The sequence below is a fragment of the Streptomyces canus genome (genome assembly GCF_030815415.1).
GTDB lineage: Bacteria > Actinomycetota > Actinomycetes > Streptomycetales > Streptomycetaceae > Streptomyces > Streptomyces canus_F.
The window spans coordinates 8,852,866-8,872,181 of record NZ_JAUSWW010000001.1 but is presented as its reverse complement, the minus strand read 5'-3'; the positions used below and the strand labels follow the sequence as shown (position 1 = coordinate 8,872,181).

At 73.0% G+C, this 19,316-nt stretch carries 6 protein-coding genes; all 6 read right to left on the bottom strand.

Annotated elements, in window-relative coordinates:
* Positions 1–24 precede the first annotated feature (24 nt).
* The 6 genes from QF037_RS41025 to panD are packed head-to-tail and all read right to left on the bottom strand — an operon-like array spanning position 25 to position 19,312.
* Positions 25–3,444 carry an amino acid adenylation domain-containing protein gene (locus QF037_RS41025; protein WP_307034258.1) on the bottom strand — a complete coding sequence of 1,140 codons (3,420 nt, stop codon included), beginning with the start codon at positions 3,442–3,444 and terminating at the stop codon, positions 25–27.
* A gap of 16 nt (positions 3,445–3,460) precedes the next feature.
* Positions 3,461–11,167 carry a non-ribosomal peptide synthetase gene (locus QF037_RS41020; protein ID WP_307034256.1) on the bottom strand — a complete coding sequence of 2,569 codons (7,707 nt, stop codon included), beginning with the start codon at positions 11,165–11,167 and terminating at the stop codon, positions 3,461–3,463.
* Positions 11,164–15,534: an amino acid adenylation domain-containing protein gene (locus tag QF037_RS41015; RefSeq protein WP_307034255.1), complete on the bottom strand. Its 4,371-nt coding sequence runs from the start codon at positions 15,532–15,534 to the stop codon at positions 11,164–11,166. Before QF037_RS41015 ends, QF037_RS41020 begins: the two co-directional genes overlap by 4 nt.
* Positions 15,531–18,665, bottom strand: a complete 3,135-nt coding sequence (locus QF037_RS41010) for an amino acid adenylation domain-containing protein (RefSeq protein WP_307034253.1) — start codon at positions 18,663–18,665, stop codon at positions 15,531–15,533. The genes QF037_RS41015 and QF037_RS41010 overlap by 4 nt, the downstream gene beginning before the upstream one ends.
* A complete protein-coding gene (locus QF037_RS41005) occupies positions 18,665–18,883 on the bottom strand; it encodes an MbtH family protein (RefSeq protein ID WP_307034251.1) in 219 nt (72 codons plus the stop codon). Before QF037_RS41005 ends, QF037_RS41010 begins: the two co-directional genes overlap by 1 nt.
* A 3-nt stretch (positions 18,884–18,886) precedes the next feature.
* A complete protein-coding gene (gene panD, locus QF037_RS41000) occupies positions 18,887–19,312 on the bottom strand; it encodes an aspartate 1-decarboxylase (RefSeq protein ID WP_373463877.1) in 426 nt (141 codons plus the stop codon).
* Positions 19,313–19,316: the final 4 nt, after the last annotated feature.

Below are 19,316 nucleotides of genomic sequence, written 5' to 3'. Positions count from 1 at the left end.
GGGCGGGCCGCCCTTCCTCGTTCCCTACGCGTCGCGCAGGGCCTCGTCGATCTCCTCGGCCGACATGTCCTCGATCTCCAGGTGGATCGCGGCGACCTCCTCCAGCCGGCCGGGCGTCGCCTCCTCGGCGGACAGCCGCTTGGTCATGCCCCCGGCCGTGAGCGTGGCGAACAGGGTGCGGACGGACACCTCGGAGGTGTCGAGGACCTCCCGCAGCCTGCTCACGATGACCGTGGCGAGCACGGAGTCGCCGCCGAGCGCGAAGAAGCCGTCGTCGAGTCCGACGCGTTCGACACCGAGTACGTCCGCCCAGACCCGGGCCACGACCGTCTCCAGTGCGGTGCCGGGCGCCCGGTGCCCCAACTCCTGCTCGACCTGCCAGAGTTGCTGCACGGCACGCCGGTCCAGCTTGCCGTTGGAGGTGAGCGGAAGCTCCCGCACGACGGCGATCCGCGACGGGACCATGTGCGAGGGCAGCACCGACCGCACCCACTCCCGCAGTTCCTCCGCGGCCGTGCCCCGCTCGGCGGCCACGGCGGCCGCCAGCTGGACTCCCTGCCCCCGGGTCAGCCCCGCGACGACCCTGCGCACGGCGGGGTGCCCGGCGAGCGCCGCCTCCACCTCGCCCAACTCGATCCGGAAACCGCGCAGTTTCACCTGATGGTCGCGGCGGCCGAGGAACTCCAGGGTGCCGTCGGGCCAGTAGCGGGCCAGATCACCGGTGCGGTACCAGCGCACGCCGTCCCGCTCGGTGAACTTCTCGGCCGTGCGCACCGGATCGGCCCGGTACCCGAGCGCCACCCCGTCCCCGCCGATCCACAGCTCGCCCGGCACCCAGTCGGGGCAGTCCCGCCCCCGGCCGTCGACGACCCGGCAGCGCACATTGCGCAAAGGGGAGCCGTACGGCACCGACTTCCACCCGGCGGGCACCTGACCGCCCGTCACCTCGCAGACCGTGGAGTGGATCGCGGTCTCCGTCGTCCCTCCGAGACCGGTGAACCGGCACCCCGGCGCCCGTGCGGCGAGCCGCCCCGGCAGATCGGTGCCCACCCGGTCGCCGCCGAGCAACACGGCCCGCAGCGTGCCGAGTTCGCCGGGCGCGAGGAGCAGCATGTCGAGCAGGGGCGGTACGCAGTTCAGGAGGGTCACCCCGTGGGTGCGCACCAGCTCCGCCCATTGACCGGCCTCCCGCCGGTCGGCGTCGTCCACGAGGACCAGCGCGCCGCCCGCCCCCAGCAGCCCGAACGTGTCGTAGACGGACAGGTCGAAGTCGAGGGCGGACAGGGCCAGGCAGCGGTCCGAAGGACCCACGGCGTAGCGCTCGTTGAGGTCGTCGATGGTGTTCACCGCGGCCCGGTGCGGCACCTCGACACCCTTGGGTTCACCGGTCGAGCCGGAGGTGAACAGCACATAGGCGGGCTGCTCCTCGTCCACGGTCACCGGTTCCGCGAGGGGCGGGTGGCGTAGCGACACGGAGTCCAGGACGACCCGGAATCCCGCGGTGGCCCGGATGCGCTCCCGGCGAGCCGCCGGTTGCCCGACGCCGAGGGGGACATAGGCGGCGCCCGCGGCGAGCACACCCAGGACTGCCGTGATCTGGTCGGGCCCCTTGGGGAGACTGACCGCGACCGTGTCTCCGGGCCGCACACCCCGTTCCACCAGGTCGGCCGCAACCCTCAGGGCCCGATCGGCCAACTCGCCGTAGGACAGGGTCCCTTCGGAGCCCCACAGCAGCGCCGGCGCGTCCGGCAGCTCGGCCGCCCGCTCGAAGAACCCCTGGTGCAGCAGCCGGTGACTGCGCGGACCGTCGGTGGTGTTGACCGTCGCACGGACCGTCTTCTCCCGCTCGCCCAGCAGCGCCGGTACCGGCTGCTCCCAGACCGCCTCCTCGGTGCCGAGCCTGCTCACCAGTCCGTGGAAGGCGGCGAACATGGCGTCGACCAGACCCGCGGGGAAGGCGTCCTCGCGCACGTCCCAGTTGACCAGGAGTCCGCCGTCGACCTCGGTCACCTGGCAGTCCAGGACCACCTGCGGGCCCTGGGAGATGATCCACACCGGTTCCCCGAAGGACTGCCGTACGCCCGCGTCGAACAGCTCTCCCAGGTTCAGCGCGCTGGTGAACACGACCGGCGCGAGGACCTGTTCGCCCCGGTGCCGGGAGAGGTCGCGCAGTACCTCCACGCCGGAGTAGTCGGCGTGGGCGGCGTCGGTGTGCATACGGTCCTGGAAGCGCCGGGCGTGCGCGGTGAAGGACTCCTGCCCGGCCAGGTCCACGTCGAGGAGGACGGAGCTGGTGAAGTCGCCGACGAGCAGGTCGACATCGGGGTGGGAGCCGCGGCGGTCGAACATCGGGATGTTGAGCAGGAAGCGCGCCTGACCGCTGAAGGCGGCCAGCACCTCCGAGAAGGCGGCCGCCACCGCCATCGCCGGGGTCAGTCCGTGCCGGTGGGCCCGGGCGGTCAGGCGCTGCTTCTCCTCCGCCCGCAGCCAGTGGTGGCGGCGCGTGACCCGGGTGGGGTCGGCGCGCTCCGCCTCGGGCACGAGCGGGAGTTCGGGTGCGCTGGGCAGTTCGGGGATGCGCTCCTGCCACCACTTCTGCGAGTCCTCGCGGCTGAGCCGGCGTACGGTGGCGCGTTCGGCGAGGTAATCCGGGTAGCTGGTGCGGATCGGCGGCAGCGGGGTCGCCGGATGCTCGTAGAAGTGGGCGAGGTCGGAGAGCAGGACGCGGTAGCTGAGGGCGTCCGCGGCGAGCATGTCGACGTCGACGTGGAGCCTGCTGCGGCCGCCCGGCAGCAGGGAGAGCCGGACGGAGAAGACCTCGCCGGCCGCGACGTCGAGCCGGGCGTGCGAGGAGGAGTGCCGCAGGGACTCCAGTTCGGCCGCGGCGGTGTCGGCGTCCAGGCCCCGCAGGTCGTTGACCGCGGTCGCGGGTCGGGTGAGGGCGGGGAGGATCTCCTGGCGGCCGTCGTCGCCGAAGCGGGCGCGCAGCATTCCGTGCCGCTCCACGAGGGCGCGTACGGCGGTGTCGAGCCGTTGCGGGTCCACCCCGGCGCCGTCGAACTCGACGTAGAGATGCGCGGCGACGGAGCCGAGGGTGGTGTCCTCGCCGCGGCCGATCCAGTAGGCGTGCTGCATGACGGCCAGCGGGAACGGCTCGCCCGGATCGGCCGCCGGAACCGTCACGGGAGCGGGCTCGGGTCCGGGCGTCACGCCCGTATGGGCCGCCAGCAGTGCCCGCCAGGCCCGCAGGGTGGGTTCCTTGGCCAGTTCCGCGAAGGTGACGCGGACACCTTGCCGGCGCCAGCCGCTCGCGATCTTCATCAGGGTGATGGAGTCCAGGCCCCAGGTGATGAGGCTGTCCTCGTCGCTCGGCGGGGTGTCCGCGCCGAATGTGTCGGTGACCGAACGGAGCAGCTCGTCCGCGGTCGGGGGGTGCTGCGTCACCGGTTCCTCCGCTGGTTCAGAAGTCGTCGTTCTCGAAGTCGTCGATGTCCTCTTGGGTCAGCTCCACCAGTGGGAGGTCGGACGGCGTCAGGCCGCCCGCCGGAGATTCCCCGACATGGCGTACGAGCCCGTGCAGGGCCCGCTCCCACAGGGCGAGCAGGTCGGTGGCCTCGGCGGGAGTCAGGAACGACTCGGGCCAGGCCGCCGAGATGTGCAGGCGGATGCCGTCGTCCCCGTCGACGGTGACGGCGTTGAGCTCCAGCCCGAAGCGCGCGGGCCCCGCGAGGGGCAGCATCGGAGCCTCGGGGGCGAGGTCCCAGGGGTCGTCGGCGGAGGCGGTGAACCGGCCGAGGTAGTTGAAGGCGACCTGCGGCTGCGGGAGCTTCTCCAGGGCCGCCGAGGTGTCGGGGTTGAGGTGGCGCAGCAGGCCGTATCCCAGACCGCCGTCCGGTACGGCACGCAGCTGCTCCTTGACGCGCTTGAGTGCCGTGCCCGCCGCGGGACCGCCGTCGAGCGCCTCGCCGAGGTCCAGGGGGCCTGGGTCGATGCCGACCGGGTGGAAGGTGGTGAACCAGCCGACCGTGGCCGACAGGTCCACGCCCTCGGCGATGCCCTCCTCGCGGCCATGGCCCTCGACGCCGACGAGCAGCGAACGTCCCGTCAGGTCGCCGCGCTCCTCGCGCCAGCCGGCGGCCGCCACCGCGAGCGCGGTCAGCAGGACGTCCGGGACGGCGGCATGGTAGGCGGCGGGCACGGATGTCAGCAGCGGGCCGGTGATCCCGGGCGGGAGCACGAGCGTCCGCTCGCGCAGCGAGTCCCCGGGGTCGGGGGCGCGCTCGACCAGTGGCCGGGCGCTCTCCGACACCGAGGTCCACCAGGGGAGTTCACTCCCCCGCTTGCCGGCTTCCTCGTCCAGGAGCCTGCTCCAGGTCCGGAAGGACGTCCCGGTGCGCGGCAGGGCCTCGCCCGACTGCCAGGTCTCCGCCAGATCCGAGGTGATGATCCGCCAGGACACCCCGTCGACGACCAGGTGATGGGCCACGAGGAGCAGCCGCGCGGAGTCGGCGAACCAGACGGCCTGGAGCATGCGCCCGGACGCCGGGTCGAGTCGGGCCACGGCGGCGGCCAGCTCCTCGTGGATGTCCGTGCCCCGCACCTGGCCGAGCAGGTCCTCCGCCCGCACGGTGCCCTCGGCGGGCACCACCAGTCGGCCGGTGAGCCGGGCGCGCAGCAGGTCGTGCCGGTCCACGACCCTCTGCAGTACGGCACTCAGGGTGCCGAAGGTGAGATCCGGCGGCGTCACCAGCAGGACGGCCTGGGCGAGACCGTCGTACGATCCCGCCGTCCACCGCATGATCGGCGTCAGCTCGACCTCGCCGACCGGCTCGTCGACAGGGCCTGTCTCGGTGCGCTCTGCCGCGGCGGCCGCCGCCAGGCCCGCCGGGGTGGGGGTCTGGAAGACCTGGCGGGGGCTGAGGGCGAGCCCGGCCTTGCGGGCCAGGGTGACCAGACGGATGGAGACGATGCTGTCGCCGCCGAGTTCGAAGAAGTTGTCGTCGACGCCGACCTGTCGCAGGCCCAGGAGGGACGCGAACAGCTCGCACAACTGCCGTTCGCGTGCGTCGGCGGGCTCCCGTGTCGCGGCGGCGGTGCTCGTGGTCTCGGGGGCGGGCAGCGAGGCGCGGTCCACCTTGCCGGAGGGCAGCAGCGGAAAGGCGTCCAGGACGGTGAGGGTGGCCGGGACCATGTGTTCGGGGAGGTTTTCACGGAGCCATCCGGGCAGGTCGGTGAGGTCGCCCGCGGCCAGGCAGTATCCGGCCAGGCGCTTGACGCCCGGCGTGTCCTCGCGGATCACCACCACCGCGCGCCGGACGCCGGGGTGCTGTTCGAGGATCGCCTCGATCTCCTCCAGCTCGACGCGCATCCCGCGGATCTTGACCTGGTTGTCGGCGCGGCCGAGGAACTCCAGGGTGCCGTCGCGCTGCCGGCGCACGAGGTCGCCGGTGCGGTAGAGGCGTTCGCCGGGCGGTCCGAACGGGTCGGCGACCCAGTGGTCGGCGGTGCGGCGGGGGTCGTTGACATAGCCGCGGCCGAGGTAGACGCCGCCCGCGTACAGCTCTCCGGGCACGCCGACCGGGGTGGGCTGGAGGCGGTCGTCGAGGACGTGGAGGCGGGTGTTGCCGTTGGGGCGGCCGATGGAGACGGCGCTGCGGATGGCGCCGGTGCGGTAGACGACGTGGCTGACGCCGATGGTGGCCTCGGCGGGGCCGTACCCGTGGTACATCACGGCCCTGCCGGCGGTCCGGAAGCGGGCGAACAGCTCGGGGGTGAGCACCTCGCCGCCGCACCACACATGTCTCAGCGACCGGGCCCGCCGGGCGAAGCCGTCGAGTTCGAGGAGCAGGTCGAGCATCGAGGAGACCAGGTAGGTGAAGGTCACGCGGTGGCGTTCGACGGTGTCCAGCAGATGGTCGACGTCCCGTTCGCCGCCGGGTTCGGCGACCACCACACGGCCGCCGTTCACCAGCGGGAGGAAGATCTCGTTGATGGAGATGTCGAAGCCGAGCGGGGCCTTGAACAGGGCCGCGTCGTCCGTCCCGAAGCCGAGCAGGCCGCGTTGCCACAGCAGCCGGTGCGCGATGGCCCGGTGCCGGATCATCGCGCCCTTGGGGACGCCGGTCGAGCCGGAGGTGTAGATGACGTAGGCGAGGCCTTCGGGGTCGACGGGGACGCGGGGGTTCGCGGTGTCCGTCACCGGGTCCCGCAGGTCGACGGAGAGGGCGGGCGGTCCGCCGGGGACGGCTGCTCCGAGCACCGCTGTCAGTCCGGCGTTGTCGCACACCTCGGCGATACGCCGGGCGGGCCAGGACGGCTCCAGCGGCACGAACGCCCCGCCCGCCTTGAGGACCGCGAGCAGGGCGACGACCATCTCCACCGAGCGTTCGAGGTGGATGCCGACGCGGTGCTCCGGGCCCACTCCCAGGGACGTCAGCCGGCGGGCGAGGGAGTTTGCCCGGTTGTTGAGTTCGCCGTAGGTCAGTGCCGTTCCGCCGGGGATGCCGTACTCCACGGCCGTCAGTTTCGGGGTCCGTGCCGCCTGTTCCTCGACCAGTGCGGTGAGGGTGGTGGACGGCATGGGGTGCGCGGTGTCGTTCCACTCCTCCAGCAGCCGCGTCCGTTCGCGCGGGGTGAGGAGGTCGGCGGCGGCCACGGGACGGTCCGGCTCGGCGGCGAGTTCGGTGAGCAGCCGGACGTATCGCTCGGCCATGTCCTGTGCGGTCGCGGCGTCGTACAGGTCACGGCTGAAGACGAGCGAGCCGGTGAGTCCGCCGCCGTCGGGCCGCTCGAAGACGTGGAAGGCCAGGTCGGTCTTGGCGGTGTAGTGGTCGACGCGCAGCTCGTGGAGTGTGAGTCCGGCGAACTCCCTTTCCTCGTCCGGGGCTTGCTGGTGGGCCAGCATCACCTGGAAGAGCGGGTGGCGGCCCATCGAGCGGGTCGGGGCGAGCGCGTCCACGAGTCGCTCGAACGGCAGGTCCTGGTGGGCGTAGGCGTCGACATCGGCCTCGCGGACGCGGGCGAGGAGGGTGCGGTACGTCGGGTCTCCGGAGACGTCGGTGCGCAGCACCAGGGTGTTGACGAAGAGGCCGACGAGGTCGTCGAGGGCGGCGTCGCCGCGGCCGGCCACCGGGGTGCCGAGGGGGATGTCGTGCCCCGCGCCGAGGCGGCTGAGCAGGACGGCGAGGGCGGCCTGGAGCGCCATGAAGACGGTGCCGCCGGCTTCGGTGGCGAGGTCACGCAGGGCGCGGTGGGTGCCGGCGTCGACGGTGAAGTCCGCCGCTCCGGCGTCGTACGAGTGGATGGCCGGACGCGGCCGGTCCACGGGCAGCTGGAGTTCCTCGGGGAGACCGGCCAACTGGCTGGTCCAGTAGTCCAGTTCCGCATCGTTGTCGGCCAGTTCCCGCTGCCAGAGCGTGTAGTCGGCGTACTGCACGGGCAGGGGCGGCCACTCGGGCGGCTCACCTCGCAGCCGTGCCGCGTAGGCCCTCTCCAGGTCCGCGAGGAGGGGGTCCGCGGACCAGCCGTCCGTGGCGATGTGGTGGACCAGCAGGAACAGCACGTGCTCCTCGGGGGCGAGGGCGTACAGCGTGGCGCGTACGGGGATCTCGGCGTCCAGCGCGAAGCAGTGCGCCGCGGCTTCCCTCAGCAGCGCGTCGCGGGCGTCCGGCTCGCCGGGCACCACGTCGAAGGGGACGACGGCGTCCGCCACGACCTCCTGCCGGGGCACGCCGTCCTGGTCCGGGAACACCGTGCGCAGCGCCTCATGACGGCCCACGACGTCGTGAAGCGCCTGCCGGAGCGCCTCGGGGTCGAGCGGTCCGGTGAGGCGTACGGCGGTGTGGATGTTGTAGGTGGGGCTCGGACCTTCCAGCCGGTGCAGGAACCACAGCCTGGCCTGGGCGGAGGACAGCGGGACAAAGTCCGGTCGGCGTGCGGGCCGCAGTGCCGGGCGCTGTTCGGCCGGGGACTCCAGCAGCGGGGCGAGGGCGGCCACGGTCGGGGTGTCGAAGACGGCTCGCAGCGGGAGCGTGACGCCCAGCTCGGCCCGGACCCGGGCGACCAGGCGAGTGGCGAGCAGGGAGTGGCCGCCGAGGGCGAAGAACTCGTCGTGGATGCCGACGGCGGGCAGTCCGAGCAGATCGGCGAAGAGCGCGCCGAGGGCCGTCTCGGCCTCGGTGCGGGGTGCGGTGGCGGTGGTGAGGTCCGTGAGGTCGGGGGCCGGCAGGGCTGCGCGGTCCAGTTTTCCGTTGGGGGTGAGGGGCAGTTCGTCGAGGATCACGACCGCCGTGGGCAGCAGGTGCTCCGGCAGCGTGGTCTTGAGGTCCTGCCGGACCCGGAGCGGTTCGAGGTGGGCGCCGGGCCGCGGGACGGCGTACGCCACCAGCCGCGGCTCGTCTGTTCCGCGTACCGTCACGGCCGCTTGCGACACGCCGGGCAGGGCGGCCACGGCCGCCTCCGTCTCCCCCGGCTCGACGCGGACACCGCGGATCTTCACCTGGTCGTCGGAGCGGCCCAGGAATTCGAGCGCGCCCTGCGCGGTCCAGCGCACGAGGTCGCCGGTGCGGTAGAGGCGGGCGCCCGGCGGTCCGTAGGGATCGGCGACGAAGCGGCCGGCGGTGAGGACGGGGCGGCCCAGATAGCCGCGGGCCAGCTGGGTGCCGCCCAGATAGAGCTCGCCGGGGACTCCGGGCGGGACCGGGCGCAGGGTCGCGTCCAGGACGAGGGTGCGGGTGTTCCACACCGGACGGCCGATCGGTACGGAACCGGCGGCGGTCCGGGTGCCGTCGGCGCATGCCCAGGCGGTGACGTCGACCGCGGCCTCGGTGGGGCCGTAGAGGTTGTGCAACTCGGCGCCGTCGAGCAGGCGGGCGAAGCGCTCGGCGAGTTCGGTGGGCAGTGCCTCGCCGCTGCACACCACGCGGCGCAGCACACCGCGTACGTGCGCGGCGGCGGGGTCGTCGAGGAAGGCCCGCAGCATGGAGGGGACGAAGTGGGCGGTGGTCACCCGCTGTTCGCGGATGAGCTCGGCGAGGTGGCCGGGGTCGCGGTGGCCGCCGGGACGGGCCAGCACGAGGCCCGCGCCGGTGATCAGCGGCCAGAAGAACTCCCAGACGGAGACGTCGAAGCCGGCCGGTGTCTTCTGCAACACACGGTCGTCGGGGCCGAGTCGGTACGTGTCCTGCATCCACAGCAGCCGGTTGACGATCGCGGCGTGCGCGACGGCGGCTCCCTTGGGGCGGCCGGTGGAGCCGGAGGTGTAGATGACGTAGGCCGGGTGCTCGGGGCGCAGGGGCTGGAGGCGTTCGGCGTCGGTGAGTTCGGCCGCGTCGAGGTGGGCGTACTCCTCCTCGGCCGGCACCAGGACGGGTGCCCCGTAGTCGGCCTCGGCGTGCGCCAGGACCAGCGTCGGCCGGGAGTCCTCGACCATGTACGCCAGCCGCTCCGCGGGGTAGTCGTGGTCCAGCGGGAGGTAGGCGCCACCCGCCTTCAGTACTGCCAGCAGCGCCACCACCAGGTCGGGGCCGCGCTCCAGGGCGACGCCCACCAGGCGTTCGGGGCCGACCCCACGGGAGATCAGCAGGCGGGCGAGGCGGTTGGCGCGGGCGTGCAGTTCGGCGTGGTCGAGGGTGTCGTCGGCGATGAGTGCGGGGGCGTGCGGGGTGCGTGCCGCCTGCTCGGCGAGCAGGTCCGTGAGGGTGGCGTCGGGGACGGGGTGGGCCGTGCAGTTCCAGTCCTCCAGGACCTGGTGCTCCTCGGCGGGGGTCATCAACGGGAGGCGGGACACGGCCAGTTCCGGATCGGCGAGGGCCGCCGCGAGAAGCGTCTCCAGCTGTCGCAGGAGCCGGTCGACGGTCTCCGGTGTGAAGAGGCTGCTGCGGTAGGTCGCTTCGATCCGCAGCCGTCCCCCGCTGAGGAAGGCCTCCAGGGAGAGGTCGAACTGGGTGGTGTCGTTGTGGACCGTCTCCCATGCGGCGGTCACCCCGGGAAATTGCGGCCCCTCCAGCCCCTGGGTGAGGAAGAGCAGCATGACGTCGAAGAACACGGCCCGCCCCGGGTGCCGTTCGGGGCGCAGCCGCTCCACGAGCCGGTCGAAGGGCATGTCCTGGTGGGCGTAGCTCTCGGTGCACAACCGGCGGACGCGCTCCACGAGTTCGGCGAGGTCGGGATCGCCGTCGAGGTCGGCGCGGAGGGCCAGGGTGTTGCCGAAGTTGCCGATCAGCTTCTCCAGGCCCGGCAGGTCGCGGTTCATGACCGCCGAACCGATGGGGATGTCGGTGGCGCCGGTGGTGCGGTGCAGGAGGGCGGCCAGGCCCGCGAGCAGCACCATGAAGGGGGTGGCGCCCGACTTCCTGGCGAACTCCGTGAGCCGCTCGGTGACGTCGGGGGCGAAGGTGTGGAAGCGACGGCCGCCCTGGGTGGTGGGGTGGGCGGTACGGGGCGCGTCGAGAGGCAGGGCGAGCGGCCGGGGTGGTGGTGTCAGGGCGGTGCGCCAGTACTGGAGGTGTTCGTCCAGTCGTTCGTCGGTCCAGGTGTCGCGCTGCCAAACGGCGTAGTCGGCGTACTGGACGGGCAGCGGTTCGACGGTGTCCGGGCCCTGGTAGAGGGCGCTCAGATCGCGGGAGAGGGCGTTGAACGTGCCGCCGTCCCAGGCGATGTGATGGACCGTCAGCACGAGGGTGTGGTCCTGTTCCGCGTGCCGGATCAGGACCGCCCTCAGGGGGTGGTCGGTGGCCAGGTCGAACGGGGTCGCCGACTCGGTGCGGGCCAGTTCGGCGGCGCGCTCCGGCGGCAGTTCGGCGGTGGTGAACCGGACCTCGGCCGACGCGTCGACGACCTGTTCCGGAGTGCCGTCCTCGCCTGCCGGGTAGCGGGTGCGCAGGATCTCGTGCCGGGTGATCAGCCCCTGGAGGGCGGTGTGCAGCCGGGCCGGGTCCAGCGGGCCGCGCAGGCGGATGGCGAGGCAGACGTTGTAGGCGGGGTCGGCCGGGTCGAGCTGCTGGAGCAGCCACATCCGGGACTGGGCGTACGACAGCGGCAGGCGCCCCGCGTCCGTGGGCCGGCGCGGGATGCGCTCGGCACGGGCGCGCGTGTCGGCGAGGCCCGCGCTCTCCAGCCGGCGGCGCAGCAGTTCGCGCTTGCGGGCCGCCAGGTCGGTCTCGGTCACTGGTGTCCGCCCTTCGGGAGCAGGTCGAGGGAGGCGCCCCACAGCTCGGCCAGCCGGCCGATCTCCGCCTCGGTGAAGAGCCGTTCGGGCCACTGCCAGCAGACCTTGAGGACCCCGTCCGTGATCACGGCGTCGATGACCAGGGGGTAGGGGGCCGGCATCGAGGGGTCGGCCGCGCTGCCCATGGCTCTGGTCTCGGGGGCGCTGGTGAACAGGGCGCTGTCCTGCCGTTCGCCCATGGTCATGCGGCCGAGATAATTGAACTCGATCTGCGGCTGCGGCAGTTCGGCAAGTTCCGCGGCGGTCGCCGGGTCGAGGTGGCGCAGCAGCCCGTATCCGATGCCCTTGTCGGGCAGTTCCGGCAGTCGCCGGCCGGACTCCAGCCGGACGGGGACGACGGTGGTGAACCAGCCGAGGGTGCTGGACAGGTCCGCACCGGGAAGGAGTCGTTCCTCGCGGCCGTGGCCCTCCAGGGCGATCAGCACGCTGTCGTCCTGCGTGGGGCGGGCGGCTTCCCTGCGCCAGGCGGGGACCGCGCGGGCGAGGGCCTCCAGCAGCACGTCCTGCACGTCGGTCGTCGGCGCGGGGTGGTCCGTCCAGTGGCGGCGGACCATGGCCCGGGTGTCCAGGGCGGGGTCCAACGGGGCCGCGCCCAGGGGTGGCTCCGGTCGGTCCAGGATGCCTTTCCACAGGGCGAGTTCAGCCGTGCGCCGCGGGGCCTCCTCGTGCAGCGCCCGGGCCCATTCCTTGAAGGAGGTTCCTCGGGGCGAGAGTTCCCTGCCCTCCCAGGCCGCCGCGAGGTCGGCCACGAGCACGCCCCACGATGCCGCGTCCGTCACCAGGTGATGCAGTACGACGAGCAGCCGTCCCTCGCGATCGGGCCCCGCGTCGAACCACAGGAACCGCGCCACCGCTCCGGTCGCCGGGTCGAGTTCGGTGACCAGCTCGTCGAAGGCGGCGGCCAGGTCCGGCTGTTCGCCGTACCCCCGTCGCCGTACGCATTCCTCCGCGCGGACCGCTCCCGCCGGTGCCGTGTGCAGCCGCCACGCTCCCGCGTCCGTCTGCGTGAACGTGGCGCGCAGCAGGTCGTGCCGGTCCAGGACGGCCTGGACGGTCCGGTGCAGCCGGTCGAGGTCGGTTCCCGCGGGTGTCCGCAGGAAGCGTGCCTGGCTGACCTGGCGGAACGGGCCGCCCTGCTCGGTGAGCCAGGTCAGCATCGGGGTGAGGGGGATGTCGCCGGTGCCCGCGTCGGGGTCGCTCACCGGGCGCTCGACGGCGGAGCCGGTGCGCTCGGCGAGCTCCGCGACGGTGGGCGCCTCGAAGATGTCCCGGGGCGAGACGGCCAGCCCGGCGGCGCGTGCCTGGCTGACGAGGCGCATCGACACGATGCTGTCGCCGCCGAGGGCGAAGAAGCTGTCGTGCACCCCGATGGTGTCCAGGCCGAGGACACCGGCGAACAGGGTGGCGAGGCGCTGCTCGGCCGCGTTCCGCGGTGGGGCGGCGGCCGGTCCGGCGGAGCGGGAGGGGGCGGGCAGGGCGGCGGTGTCCAGCTTGCCGTTGAGGGTGAGCGGGAAGCCGTCGACCGGGACGAAGGCCGAGGGGACCATGTAGTCGGGCAGGGCTGCGGCCGTGAACCGGCGCAGCGCGTCCTCCGTGACGTCGGCCTTCAGCACCACGTAGGCGACCAGGCGCCGCACCCCGGGGGTGTCCTCCCGTACGACGACCGCGGCGCGCTCGACGAGCTCGTGCTCCAGCAGGACCGCCTCGATCTCGCCGGGCTCGATGCGATAGCCCCTGATCTTGACCTGGTCGTCGATCCGGCCGAGGCACTCCACCAGCCCGTCCTCGGTCCACCGGGCGATGTCCCCGGTGCGGTACATGCGGGCCCCGGGCCGGTCGCCGAAGGGGTCGGCGACGAAGCGGCTCGCGGTGGCGCCCGGCTGTCCGAGGTAGCCGCGGGCGAGGCCCGCTCCCGCGATGTACAGCTCGCCGTCGACTCCGATGGGGACGGGGTTGAGGTGACCGTCCAGGATGTAGAGCGTGCCGCCCGCGACCGGTCGGCCGATGGCGGGCCGCTCGCTGAGGGCGAGGTCGCAGTCGGCGGAGTCGACGGTGCACTCGGTGGGTCCGTACAGATTGTGCGCGGCCAGCCCGTCCGTCTCCCGCAGGGTCCGCCACAGGTCCGGCGGCACGGCCTCGCCGCCCACACCCAGGACCTTCAACTTCCCCTGCCAGTCGCCGCCCTGGGCGACCAGTTCGCCCAGCAGGGACGGGGACAGCTCGATGAACTCGATGCCGTGCCCGGTGAGGAAGCCGCGCAGGGCGTCCTGGTCGCGGCGCACGTCCTCGGGTACGAAGTGGAGTTCGTGCCCGGCGAACATCCACAGCATCGGCTGCCAGGAGGCGTCGAACGCGGTCGGCCAGGCGTGCCCCACCCGCAGGGGCCGCCCGCCGACCGCATCGGAGGCCGGTGTGTGCAGGGTGGCGTTGTGGGCGGCGAAGAGGTTGGCGATGGCCCGCTGCGGCACCACGACCGCCTTGGGGCGTCCGGTGGAGCCGGAGGTGTAGATGACGTGAGCGGGGTGCTCGGGGAGCAGGGGTGACAGGCGGTCCTCTTCGGTGAGGTCCGAGCCGTCCGTCTCCGCGAGCCGCTGCCGGATGGCCGGATCGTCCAGCAGGAGCGCCGATTCGAGGGCCGTCTCCGCCGTGGCCAGCAGCGCCACGGGCCGTGCATCGGCGAGCATCCCGGCGATCCGCTCCCACGGCCAGGCCGGGTCCAGCGGCAGATAGGCGGCGCCCGCCTTCTGGATCGCGAGGATCGCGATCATGGTGTCCGGTGTCGGCGGCAGTGCGAACGCCACGATCCGCTCGGGACCGGCGCCCGACTCCACCAGCAGCCGGGCCAGTTGGTTGGCCCGCGTGTTGAGTTCGGCGAAGGTCAGCCGCCGGCCGGCTCCCACGACCGCAACAGCGTCCGGAGTCCGGGCCACCTGGCTCTCGAACACCGCGGGCATGGTGGCCCGCGCCGACGGCAGCCGCTCCCCCACACCTCCCGCGAGCAGCGCGGCCCGCTCCTCGGGCACGAGGACGTCCAGGGCGGCCAGCGGGGTGTCGGGCGCCGCCACGACCGCGTGCATGAGCCGTTCGAAGCGTCCCGCCAGTGCCTCGACCGTGGCCCGGTCGTACGCGTCGGGACGGAACTCGAAGATCACCTCGAGGTGCTGCTCGTCGAGCACGGCCAGCGTCAGCGGATAGTGGGTCGCGCCGGAGCCCTTCACGTCGACGATCCGCAGTCCGGCGAGCGCTTCGGCCTCGGCGACCGCGCCCCGGTCGATCGGGTAGTTCTCGAAGACGAGCAGGGTGTCGAAGAGGTCCCCGGACCCGGCCAGGCGCTGGATCTCGGTGAGGCCGAGGTGCTGATGGTCCATCAGGCGGGCCTGTTCGTGCTGGAGTCGTCGCAGGAAGGCACCGGCGCGCTCTCCCGGCGGGACCGCCACCCGCACCGGCACGGTGTTGATGAACAGGCCGATCATGGCCTCGGCACCGGCGAGTTCGGCGGGCCGCCCGGCCACGGTCGCGCCGAAGACCACGTCCTCCCGACCTGTCAGCCGGGCGAGCAGCAGCGCCCACAGACCCTGCACGACGGTGTTGACGGTGACACCGTGCGAGCGCGCCAACTCCTTCGTCGAGGCAGGGAGTCGCAGGGTGTGCAGCTCGGGCCGCACCGGGACCGGCCCGGGGGCCGTGGGTGCCAGGAGGGTGGGTGTGGCCCCGGCGAGCGCCTGCCGCCAGGCCTGCCCCGAGGCCTCCCGGTCCCGTGCCGCCAGCCAGGCGAGGAAGTCCCGGTAGGGGCGTACGGCGGGCAGGGGTGCGGCCCGGTCGGGCGCCAGTCGGGCCGCGTAGAGCTGGAGCAGCTCGCGTACGAGAAGCGGCACGGACCAGCCGTCGAGGAGGAGATGGTGGTTGGTGAGGATGAGCAGCCAGCGGTTCTCGCCCCGGTCGACGAGGGTGAACCGGAGCAGCGGGGGGTCGGTCAGGGCGAAGCGGGCCGTGGCGTCGGCGACGAGCGCGGCCTCCTGGGCCGCGTCGGCCTCGGTCCAGTCCACGGTGATCTGCTTGAGGACCACCTGCACCGGTTCGTCCAGCTCTTCGTGGAGGAAGGCGCTGCGCAGGTTGGCGTGGCGGGCGAAGAGTTCCTCGACGGCCGTGCGCAGCAGTTCGGGGCGCAGCGGTCCTTCGATCTCCACCAGGGACCGCATGGTGTAGATGTCCTGGGCGTCCTCGTCGAACAGGGCGTGGAAGAGCAGGCCCTGTTGCAGCGGGGACAGCGGCAGGACGTCCTCGACCAGGGAACCGTCGTCGCTCATCGGGTTCTCCACCTCGCCTTGACGTTGTCGAGCTGCGACTGGCTGAGCGACACCAGCGGTGCGGTGGTCGCGGTGAACTCCTCGGACCCGCCGCCGGATTCGGGCAGCGCCGCCGCGAGGCCGGCCGGGGTGCGGTGGGTGAACACGTCCCGGGGGGAGAGCGGGAGCCCGGCTCTGCGGGCCCGGTCGGCCAGGCGTACGGAGATGATGCTGTCGCCGCCGCGTTCGAAGAAGTCGTCGTGCACACCGGCCCGTTCGAGCCCGAGCACGTCGGCGAACAGTGCGCACAGCACCTTCTCCGGTTCGGTGCGCGGCGGTTCGTACGTGCTCGCCTCCGTGAAGTCGGGGGCGGGCAGGGCGCGGCGGTCCAGTTTGCCGCTGGGGGTGAGCGGCAGGGCGTCCAGGACGACCACGGCGGAGGGGACGAGCTGGCCGGGGAGGCGTTCCGCGAGCGCACGCCGGAGGGTGACGGGGTCGGGGGTGGTGCCGGGCTCGGGCACCACGTACGCCACCAGCCTGAGCGGTGCCGGGCCGTCCTGCCGGGCGACCACCGCGGCACGGGCCACTCCGGGCAGGGCGCGGGCCGCCGTCTCGATCTCGCCGGGTTCCACCCGGAAGCCCCTGATCTTGACCTGGCTGTCGGCCCGGCCGAGGAACTCCACCGTGCCGTCGGTCCGCAGCCTGGCCAGGTCGCCGGTGCGGTAGAGGCGGCTGCCGGGCGGGCCGAAGGGGTTGGCGACGAATCGCTCGGCGGTGCGGCCGGGTTGGTTCAGATAGCCGCGGGCCAGTCCGTCCCCGGCGATGTACAGCTCGCCGGCCGCCCCGGCCGGGGAGGGCCGCAGGAACGGGTCCAGGACGTGGACGCGGGTGTGGGCGATGGGGTGTCCGAGCGGGACCGGGCCGTCTTGGCCGTCGTGGACGTGGATCAGGCTGTCTCCGGCCGCCTCGGAGCAGCCGTAGAGGTTGACGAGCCGGGCCTGCGGCCAGCGTTCGGTGATGGCCCGGGCGAGTTCGCCGGTGAGGGGCTCGCCGCTGGACACCCAGGTGCGCACGGAATCGAAGGCGCCGGGTGGGGCCGATTCGACCAGGGTGGCGTAGAGGCTGGGGACGGCGGTCAGGAGGGTGGCCCGGTGGCGGTCGGCCAGTGCGGCGAGGGCGGTGGGGTCGCCGGTCGCCTCGTCGTCGGCGAGGGCCACGGGCTCGCCCGCGACCAGGGCGCCGAGCAGTTCGGTGAGGCCGTCGATGAAGCTGATCGGGCTCTTGGAGACGCGTACGCCGTCGTCCGTCAGCTCCCGCCCCCAGGCGAGGCGGTTGGCCAGGGCACGTTGGGTGCCGACGACGCCTTTGGGGCGGCCGGTGGAGCCCGAGGTGAAGATGACGTAGGCCGGTTGGTCGGGCGACAGGGGAGGCTGTTCGCGTACGGCGGCTTCGACATCCGGCGCGCACAGCAACTCCGCACTGATTCCCGGCTGTTGACCGTTGGCGATCACCAGGTGGGGTTCGGCGTCATCGAGCATCAGGGCGATGCGGTCGGGCGGATACCCCAGGTCGACCGGCATACAGGCCGCACCGGCCTTGAGCACGGCCAGGAGGGCGATCACCAGATCGGGGCCGCGCGACAAGGCGACGGCCACCACGGACTCGGGCCCGGCGCCGCGGGCGGCGAGTGCGGCGGCCAACCGGTCGGCCCGGGCGTCGAGTTCGGCGAAGGTGATGACGGTGTCGCCGTGCAGGACGGCCGGGGCCTCGGGGGTGCGGGCGGCCTGTTCCTCGAAGAGGGCGCGCACGGTGGTGGCGGTGTGCTCGACCGGGTTCTCGACCGTGGGCGGCGGGCCGAGGCGGGCGACAGGAGACGCGGGGACCTTGGTGAACGCCGTTATCAGGCCGCGCAGTTGGTCCGCGATGTCCTCGACCGCGCTGCGGTCCAGGGCGGACGGCTGATGGCTGAAGGTCAGCGTGAGCCGGGGGCCGGGCAGGGCGGTGAGGGTCAGCGGGTAGTGGGTCGCGTCCCGGACGGAGACTCCCGTCATGCGCGGGCCGTCGAGGGCGCGGGCGATGCCGCCGTCGTCGATCGGGTAGCTCTCGAAGACCAGCAGGGTGTCGAAGAGCACGGGATGGCCGACGGCGCGCTGGATGTCGGCGAGGCCGAGGTGTCGGTGGTCCAGGAGGGCGGACTGCTCGGACTGGAGACGCAGGAGGAGGTCCGCGAGGGGTTCCTCCGGTCGTAACCGCACGCGTACCGGGAGGGTGTTGATGAAGAGGCCGACCATGGACTCGATGCCGGGTACGTCGGCGTCGCGGCCGGAGACGGTGGCGCCGAGGACGACGTCGGTGCGGCCGGTCAGTCTGCCGAGGAGGACGGCCCACAGGCCCTGGAGGGTGGTGCTGACCGTCAGTCCGTGGGCGCGGGCGGTGCTGGTGAGTGCCTCTGTGTCCTGCTCGGAGAGCTCCAGGACGAGCCGTTCGGGCTGCCGGGCGGGGTGTTCGCCCGGCGCGACGAGTGACGGTTCGTCAAGTCCCTGGAGGGCGGACCGCCATGCCTCCCGCGCGGCCTCGCGATCCTGCCGGGACAGCCAGGCGAGGTAGTCGCGGTAGGGCCGTACGCGAGGCAGGGCCGTCGGGTCGCCGGCCGAGGTGTAGAGCTGGAAGAGCTCCCGCACGAGCACGGGGGCGGACCAGCCGTCCCAGAGCAGGTGGTGGGAGGAGAGGACCAGGCGGTGGTCCTGGTCGCCGAGGACGGCCAGGCGGAACCGGAGCAGGGGCGGGCGGGCCAGGTCGAAGGGTTCGTCCAGGTCCTGCTCCAGCAGCCGGTCGAGGGCCGGTCGGCGCTCCTGGGGCGGCAGGGCGGACAGGTCGTCGACGTGCCACGGCACGGTGACCGCACCGCGCACGACCTGGACCGGGCGGCCGGAGCGCTGGGTGCGGAACGCGGCGCGGAGGTTGGCGTGCCGGGCGACCAGGGCCTCGGCCGCGGTGCGCAACCGGCCCTGGTCCAGGGGGCCTTCGAGGCGGATGACCATCTGGCCGGTGTAGACGTCCCGGGCGTGGGTGTCGTACAGCGCGTGGAAGACCATGCCCTCCTGCATGGGCGAGAGCGGGAGGACGTCCTCGACGCCCGGGCGGGCCGCCATCAGGACCCGGCCGCGCGCATGGCCTCGGCCAGGCTGCGCGGGCGCATGTCCGTCCAGTGCCGCTCGATGTGCTCCAGGCAGGCGGCCCGGGTGCCGGGTCCGTGCACGCTCTCCCAGCCGGCGGGCACGGGGGCGAAGTCCGGCCAGAGGGAGTACTGGCCCTCGTCGTTGACCAGGACACGGAAGACGCCGTTGTCGTCGTCGAAGGGGTTGGCCATGGCTCAGTTCCTCTCCTGCGCGGATCCGGCGTACTGGTCCTTCGCCCCGGGCGCCGGCTCGGCCGGGTCGGCGCCCAGCGCGACGATGCGGTTGGCCCGGTCGACGTGGACGACCCGGGGTTGGTGGGCGGCCCGTTCGGACTCGTCGAGCTCGGCGAAGGACATGATGATGACGAGGTGTCCGGGGTGAATGAGGTGGGCGGCGGCGCCGTTGACCCCGATGACACCGCTGCCGCGTTCGCCCGCGATGGCGTACGTGGTGAGGCGGGCGCCGTTGTCGATGTCCACGACCTGTACCGCTTCGCCCTCGACGATGTCGGAGGCGTCCAGCAGGTTCTGATCGATCGTCAGGGAGCCGACGTAGTGCAGATCGGCCTGGGTGACGGTGGCTCGATGGATCTTTCCGTTGAGCAGGGTGCGTCGCACCATGACC

Excerpts from the sequence above, each read along its gene's own strand:
- QF037_RS41015 (WP_307034255.1), bottom strand. The coding sequence starts at position 15,534 with ATGAGCGACGACGGTTCCCTGGTCGAGGACGTCCTGCCGCTGTCCCCG.
- QF037_RS41010 (WP_307034253.1), bottom strand. The coding sequence starts at position 18,665 with ATGGCGGCCCGCCCGGGCGTCGAGGACGTCCTCCCGCTCTCGCCCATG.
- QF037_RS41005 (WP_307034251.1), bottom strand. The coding sequence starts at position 18,883 with ATGGCCAACCCCTTCGACGACGACAACGGCGTCTTCCGTGTCCTGGTC.
- panD (WP_373463877.1), bottom strand. The coding sequence starts at position 19,312 with ATGGTGCGACGCACCCTGCTCAACGGAAAGATCCATCGAGCCACCGTC.